Source organism: Desertimonas flava (assembly GCF_003426815.1).
GTDB lineage: Bacteria > Actinomycetota > Acidimicrobiia > Acidimicrobiales > Ilumatobacteraceae > Desertimonas > Desertimonas flava.
In genome coordinates this window covers 1-6,222 of record NZ_QKYK01000064.1, presented here as the reverse complement: position 1 = coordinate 6,222, position 6,222 = coordinate 1, and the positions used below count along the sequence as shown (strand labels likewise).

The window sequence follows — 6,222 nt, the reverse complement described above, 5'->3', positions numbered from 1 at the left end:
CTCGTCGCTGGCAAGGCGCGAGGACGAAGGAATACGCCCGGTCTTTCGAGGACGAGCAACGCAGCCAACGGCGAGATCCAGCAAGCGAGACATCCTGATCAATCCGGTGACAGACCACTAGCCTCGCGGTGTGCGCGTCGGAGTGCTGACCGGAGGTGGTGACTGCCCGGGACTGAATGCCGTCCTGCGCGCCGTGGTGCGCAAGGGCGAGCGGTTTCACGGTGACGAGATCATCGGTTTCCTCGACGCCTGGGACGGAGTGCGCGAGCGGCGCACGATGCCGCTCAACGTCGACTTCATGCGGGGGACGCTGCCGCGGGGCGGCACCGTCCTCGGCACCCGGCGGGGGAGCCCGTTCGATCATCCCGACGGTGTCGGCCAGGTGCACGAGACGTTCGCCGATCTCGGCCTCGATGCCCTGATCGTCATCGGTGGCAACGGCTCGCTGAGCGTCGCCCATCGCCTGGCCACCGAGGAGAGCCTGCCCATCGTCGGGGTGCCCAAGACGATCGACAACGACATCGTCGGCACCGACATGACGTTCGGGTTCCACACGGCGGTCGAGATCGCCACCGAGGCGATCGACCGTCTGCACACCACCGCCGAGAGTCACGACCGGGTGATGGTGGTCGAGGTGATGGGGCGCCACAGCGGGTGGATCGCCGCCTACGCCGGCATCGCCGGCGGAGCAAGCGTCGTGCTCATCCCCGAGATCCCGTTCGACATCGACAAGGTGTGCGCGCACCTCAACCGCCGCCACGACAAGGGACGCTATGCGTCGATCGTCGTGGTCGCCGAGGGTGCCGAGCCGATCCCGGGCACGCTCGACGTCGACGAGAAGGTCTACGACAAGTTCGGCCACGTCCGCCTCGGGGGCATCGCCGACGTCATCGCCCGCGAGGTCGGCGAGCGCACCGGCTTCGAGACCCGGGTGGTGCTGCTCGGCCACGTGCAGCGAGGCGGCACGCCGACGGCGTTCGACCGTGTGCTGTCGACGCGGTTCGGCGTCGCCGCCATCGACCTCGTCCACGAGGGCGGCTGGGGTCAGATGGTGGTGCTGCGCGGTACCGACATCGTTCCGGCCCCGATGGAGCAGGCGGTCGGCCGCACGAAGCCGCTCGACATGCGGCTGTACCACGACGTGGCCGAGGTCTTCTTCGCCTGACGGTGTCCTGCCGCCCTGATCGTCCGGCGGCTCATGCGGCGTCGGTGGAGTCGGCAGCGTCCGACGCCGGCGGCGACGACGGAGTGGACGGCGGCACCGAACTGGTGGTGGTCGTGGTCGGCGCCGGTGCCCGGCTGGGTCGGCTCGGGTAGGCCGGCTGCGCCGACTCAGCGAGCGGGTAGAAGTCGAAGATCGTGAGCGGCTCGCCGGTCTGATTGCCGGCGCCGTCGGGCCACTCGGAGTTGCCGCCATCGAGCTTGATGACGACCTCCGCAGTGGCGTCTGGCAGGAGCTGGCTCGCCGTGTACACGATCTGCGCGACGGCGAGCCGAAGTTCGCTCCCCGAGAGCACGCGGGGATCCACGTCGACGTCGACGGTCACCACGTTGTCCTGCACGGTCGCCGACCGGAACTCGAACGGGTCGAGCACGCTGCGCAGCCCGTTGTCCTGGTCCTCGGCGGTCGCTCCCTCGAACAGGCTCTCCATGAGCTCCTGTGGGCTCCCGTCCGTCTCGCGCTGCGACGTGCGCAACCGCCCGGTGTCGCTCACGACGAGGAAGATGCGGTCGTCGCCGCTCGAACCGCCGGGCGCCAGTTGCTGCGGCGGCGCCCGCAGCTCCTCGCGCCGATCGTCGGGCACGTTGCGGGGCGCGCTGTCCTTGTCGATCGCGCATCCCGCGGCGACGACGGCGAGCGCAGCCGCCAGGCCGACGTGGCGGGGTCTCACGGCGTCACCTCCTCGTCGGGATGCGGCCGGGACTCGATGGCCGGACCGCTGTCGTCGAGGCCGGGATCGTAGTGATCGTCGTCGTCGACGACGACGTGGTCGATCGGCTCGCGGGCGGGCAGTTCGATCACGAACCTCGCGCCAGGCTCTCCGTCGGTGCGGTCCTCCACCCACACCCGCCCGTCGTGGAGCCGCACGTGCTCGTCGACCAGGGCGAGGCCGAGACCGGCACCCTCGCTGCCGCTGCGCCGGCCGGCGCTTCCGCCACGCGCGAACCGCTCGAAGATCAGCGCCCGCTCCTCGACCGGCACGCCGGGTCCGTGGTCGGCGACGGCGATCCGCAGATGTGTGAGCGCCTCGTCGGGGGCGTTGGCGTCCTCGAGACTGATCTCGGGCTCGCCCGACCCGTAGGCGAGCGCGTTGTCGATGAGGTTGGCGATGACGCGGGCGAGGCGCCGCCGGTCGCCGGCGATGATGGCGCGCTCCGCCCGCGGCGTGCACGTGATCGTGAGCGTGGGCGCCGACGAGACGGCGACGGCGTTGCGCACGAACTGGCTGGCCTGGAGATCCTCGAGATGAAGCCGGATGGCTCCGGCGTCGAAGCGGCTGATCTCGAGGAGGTCTTCGACCAGACCGCGGAAGCGCGCGACATCGCTGACCAGCAGATCGAGCGCAGCCTGGGCCCGCTCGGGCATCTCGTCGCGGCGGGTCTCCATCACCTCGACCGATGCCGAGAGCGTCATCAGCGGCGAGCGCAGCTCGTGGCTCACGTCGGACGCGAAGCGAGCGTCGCGTTCCACCCGGTTCTGCAGCGCCGCGGCCATGTCGTTGAAGGATTGGGCGAGCACGCCCAGGTCGGGGTCCTCGGTGGGGGTGAGGCGGGTGTCGAGGCGGCCGCCGGCGATGGCCTTGGCGGCCTCGGAGGCATCGGCGACGGGACGCACGGCGCGGCGGGCGGCCAGCACGCCGACGAGCACGCCGAGACCGGTGGTGATCGTGGCGGCGAGGAAGAGCGACAGCGCGACGTTGGCGAGCGTGTCGTTGGCGTCGTCGAGCGTGAAGAATTGGAAGTAGCCGCCACGGGTGTCGGCGAAGGCGATGCCGACGGTGATCCCGATCTCACCATCGAACTCGGTGTTCATCATCGCGTCGCGGCCCTCGACGAGCACCCGGTTGCGCAGCGACTCCGGCACGTCCTCGATGCTGAACCCCTCCGACGCGGACTCCAGGTTGTCGTAGGAGATTGCGTAGGAGCTGATGCCGCGGCTGCCCAGCGCCTCGGCGGTGGCGGCGAGGCCGGTGCGCACGCTGGCCTCGGCGACGCCGGCCGCGCCGTAGGCCCGGTGGAGGGCGTCGTTCTCCCGCTGCGACACCACGTTGGATCGCACGAGTCCGTACGTGGTGAAGGCGAGGAACGTGGCGAGCCCGAGGGCACCGAGCGTGAAGATGAGCAGTATGCGCCGTCGCAGCCCGAGGGGTCGGCGCCGGAACGAGAAGCGGCGCGGCCGCGGCGTGGCGCTGCTGCTGTCGGGCGGTGGCGGAGCGGCGATGAATCGATCGCTCCCGGATGGGCCGTCGCGGCGGCCGGCGGCGATGGCAGACGCAGCGGCCTCGGACATCGGTCCTATTGCAGCCGGTAGCCGAGACCGCGGACGGTGACGACGTGCCGAGGGTTGGCCGGGTCGGCCTCGACCTTGGTCCGCAGGCGGCGGATGTGGACGTCGACGAGCCGACCGTCGCCGAAGTAGTCGTACTCCCACACGCGGTCGAGGAGCTCCTCCCGGCTGAACACCTTGCCGCGGTTCAACGCCAGCTCGCACAGCAGGCGGAACTCCGTCTTGGTGAGGTGGACCTCCTCACCGTTCTGGATGACCTTGCCCTCCTCGGGGATCAGCTCGAGGTCGCCGAAGACGAGCCGCTCGTGGCCGAGCTGGGCGGGCCGGATGCGCCGCAGCAAGGCGCGGATGCGGGCCGACAGCTCCTTCGACATGAACGGCTTGGTCATGTAGTCGTCGGCGCCGGCCTCGAGGCCGGCGACGATGTCGTGGGTGTCGTTGCGGGCGGTGACCATCACGATCGGGACATCACTGTTGCGCCGCAGCGTGCGGCACAGCTCGAAGCCGTCGATGCCGGGCAACATGATGTCGATGAGGACGACGTCGACAGGGTGCCGATCGAACGCCTCGATCGCCGCCTCGCCCGACGCGACACCCTCGACCGTCCATCCCTCGTCCTCGAGGGCCAGCTTCACGGCTTCGCGGATTCGCTCGTCGTCTTCGACGGCCAGGATGCGGGTTCCCATAATGCGACCATCATGCCGGAAACTACGGGCCGACGGTGGACACCGTGGTCAGCCGGCGCCGCTGAGGAGCCAGACCATCGCGTCGTACACGCCGGGGCCGGCCACCAGCAATTGGGCGGGGGTCGGCGCGCCGCCGGCGAAGTTCCCGCTGCGGCACCCGGCCTCGCGGGCGATCAGCTCTCCGGCGGCCATGTCCCACATGTTCAGCCCTTCCTCCCAGTAGGCGTCGAGGAAGCCGGCGGCGGTGTAGGCCAGGTCGATGGCGGCCGACCCCATGCGCCGGATGTCGCGGATGTGCGGGGCGATCATGTTGACCATGCCGGCCTGCCGGCGCCGAGCGTCGGCGGAGTAGCCGAACCCGGTGGCGACGAGGGCGAGCGAGATGTCGGTCTCGGCGCTGGCGGCGATGGCGACGTCGTTGCGGGTGGCGCCTTCACCGCGGGCGGCCGAGAAGAGTTCTGCCGTCGCCGGGATGTACACCGCGCCGGCGAGGCCGCCCTCGGCGTCGACGGCGGCGACCGAGGTCGACCACATCGGCAGCCCGTAGAAGAAGTTCGACGTGCCGTCGATCGGGTCGATGTACCACGACACCCCCGAGGTGCCGGCGCGGTTGGTGCCCTCCTCGCCGATCACGGCATCGTCGGGTCGGGCGGCGATGAGGCCGTCGAGGATGACCGCCTCGGCCGCTCGGTCGTGGCGGGTGACCACGTCGGTGGCGCTGGACTTCGTGGAGGCACCGAACGCGAGGCGACCGCCGTCCGACTCGATGTCGGCCCGGCGCCCCTCGGCAGCCATCGTGCCGGCGTCGACGGCGAGCCGGCAGGCGAGCTCGCGGAGGTCACCTGCGATGGTCATCGGGAATCCTCTCGTTCCTGGATCTCGCGCCACTCGCCGACGGCGCGGAGCACCAGGACGGCCACCACGCTCATTCCCGCGGCCGACGCCACTGCCCCGACGAGGATGCCGATGCCGAGCGGCAGCCCGCAGTCCCCGTCGCACTGGATGCGAACGAGGCTGTAGCCGATCAGCCCGCCGGCGAGCCCGGCGATGAGGATCGCCGCGAACGCCGCAGCCCGGGCGGCGGGGGCGGGCAACGCGGAGAGCGGGAGAGGACGTCCGGAGGAGGCCACGTCAGAGGAGGATAGGCCGCCGTCTAGATTCGGCCCCCGTGCGTGCCGTCGCCGTCGTTCCGACGTACAACGAGGTGCTCAACATCGAGTGCCTGCTGCGGCGGCTGCGCGATGCCGAGCCCGGCCTGGAGGTCTTGGTCGTGGACGACGCGAGCACGGACGGAACGGCCGAGCTCGTGCGCAAGATCGGCGACGAGTTGGGGGCGGTCGAGCTGCTCGAACGGCCCGGCAAGCTGGGGCTCGGCTCGGCGTACCGGGATGGCTTCGCCTGGGCGCTCGAAAAAGGAGCCGACGTCGTGGTGCAGATCGATGCCGATCTCTCCCACGATCCCGCCGACCTCGCCGCGCTGCTGGCCAACGTCGAGCACGGCGCCGACCTGGCGATCGGCAGCCGCTACGTCCCCGGTGGGGCCACCGAGAACTGGCCGTTCGGGCGGCGTTGGCTCTCACGGTGGGGCAACCGCTACGCGGCCGGCCTGCTCGGCCTCGCCGTGAACGACGCCACCGCCGGCTACCGGGCCTACCGCGCCGACACCCTGCGGCGCATCGACTACCAGTCGGTCACCGCCGACGGCTACGGCTTCCAGATCGAGATGACGCACCGCGTCGTGCGGGCGGGCGGCAAGGTCGTCGAGTTCCCGATCCGGTTCCACGATCGTGGGGCCGGGGAGTCGAAGCTCTCCCGCGGCATCGTCCGCGAGGCCTTCGGGCTCGTCGGCCGCCTCTGGCTCGAGGACCGCCGCGGCCGCCGCCAGCGCCGCCGCATGTACGGCTGACGTTTCGTCCTCGGCTCGCATCGGTCGCTGCGCTCCCTCGCTCGCCTGCGGCGATGCTCGTCCTCGGCTCGCATCGGTCGCTGCGCTCCCTCGCTCGCCTGCGGCGATGCTCGTCCTCGGCT

The 6,222-nt window shown here is 70.9% G+C and carries 7 protein-coding genes; 2 read left to right on the top strand and 5 right to left on the bottom strand.

The window, feature by feature from the left end:
- Positions 1 to 130: 130 nt before the first annotated feature.
- The gene (locus DN771_RS28925; RefSeq protein ID WP_117001067.1) at positions 131 to 1,165 is read left to right on the top strand and encodes a 6-phosphofructokinase; all 1,035 of its coding nucleotides are present in this window, start codon (positions 131 to 133) and stop codon (positions 1,163 to 1,165) included.
- Between the two features lie 31 nt (positions 1,166 to 1,196).
- On the opposite strand, the gene DN771_RS28920 is transcribed toward DN771_RS28925, so the two are convergent.
- Genes DN771_RS28920 through DN771_RS28900 form a run of 5 tightly spaced genes read right to left on the bottom strand, consistent with a single transcriptional unit; the run spans position 1,197 to position 5,324 of the window.
- A complete protein-coding gene (locus DN771_RS28920) occupies positions 1,197 to 1,892 on the bottom strand; it encodes a GerMN domain-containing protein (RefSeq protein WP_117001066.1) in 696 nt (231 codons plus the stop codon).
- Complete coding sequence (locus DN771_RS28915; RefSeq protein ID WP_117001065.1) at positions 1,889 to 3,511, bottom strand: HAMP domain-containing sensor histidine kinase; 1,623 nt, start codon at positions 3,509 to 3,511, stop codon at positions 1,889 to 1,891. Before DN771_RS28915 ends, DN771_RS28920 begins: the two co-directional genes overlap by 4 nt.
- A gap of 5 nt (positions 3,512 to 3,516) precedes the next feature.
- On the bottom strand, positions 3,517 to 4,194 hold the full coding sequence (locus tag DN771_RS28910) for a response regulator transcription factor (RefSeq protein ID WP_117001064.1): 678 nt from the start codon (positions 4,192 to 4,194) through the stop codon (positions 3,517 to 3,519).
- Between the two features lie 48 nt (positions 4,195 to 4,242).
- The gene (locus DN771_RS28905) at positions 4,243 to 5,049 is read right to left on the bottom strand and encodes an inositol monophosphatase family protein (protein WP_117001063.1); all 807 of its coding nucleotides are present in this window, start codon (positions 5,047 to 5,049) and stop codon (positions 4,243 to 4,245) included.
- A complete protein-coding gene (locus DN771_RS28900) occupies positions 5,046 to 5,324 on the bottom strand; it encodes a hypothetical protein (protein WP_162942543.1) in 279 nt (92 codons plus the stop codon). The genes DN771_RS28905 and DN771_RS28900 overlap by 4 nt, the downstream gene beginning before the upstream one ends.
- Before the next feature lie 38 nt (positions 5,325 to 5,362).
- On the opposite strand from DN771_RS28900, the gene DN771_RS28895 reads away from it, so the two are divergent.
- On the top strand, positions 5,363 to 6,100 hold the full coding sequence (locus DN771_RS28895; protein WP_117001058.1) for a polyprenol monophosphomannose synthase: 738 nt from the start codon (positions 5,363 to 5,365) through the stop codon (positions 6,098 to 6,100).
- The last annotated feature ends 122 nt before the right edge of the window (positions 6,101 to 6,222 follow it).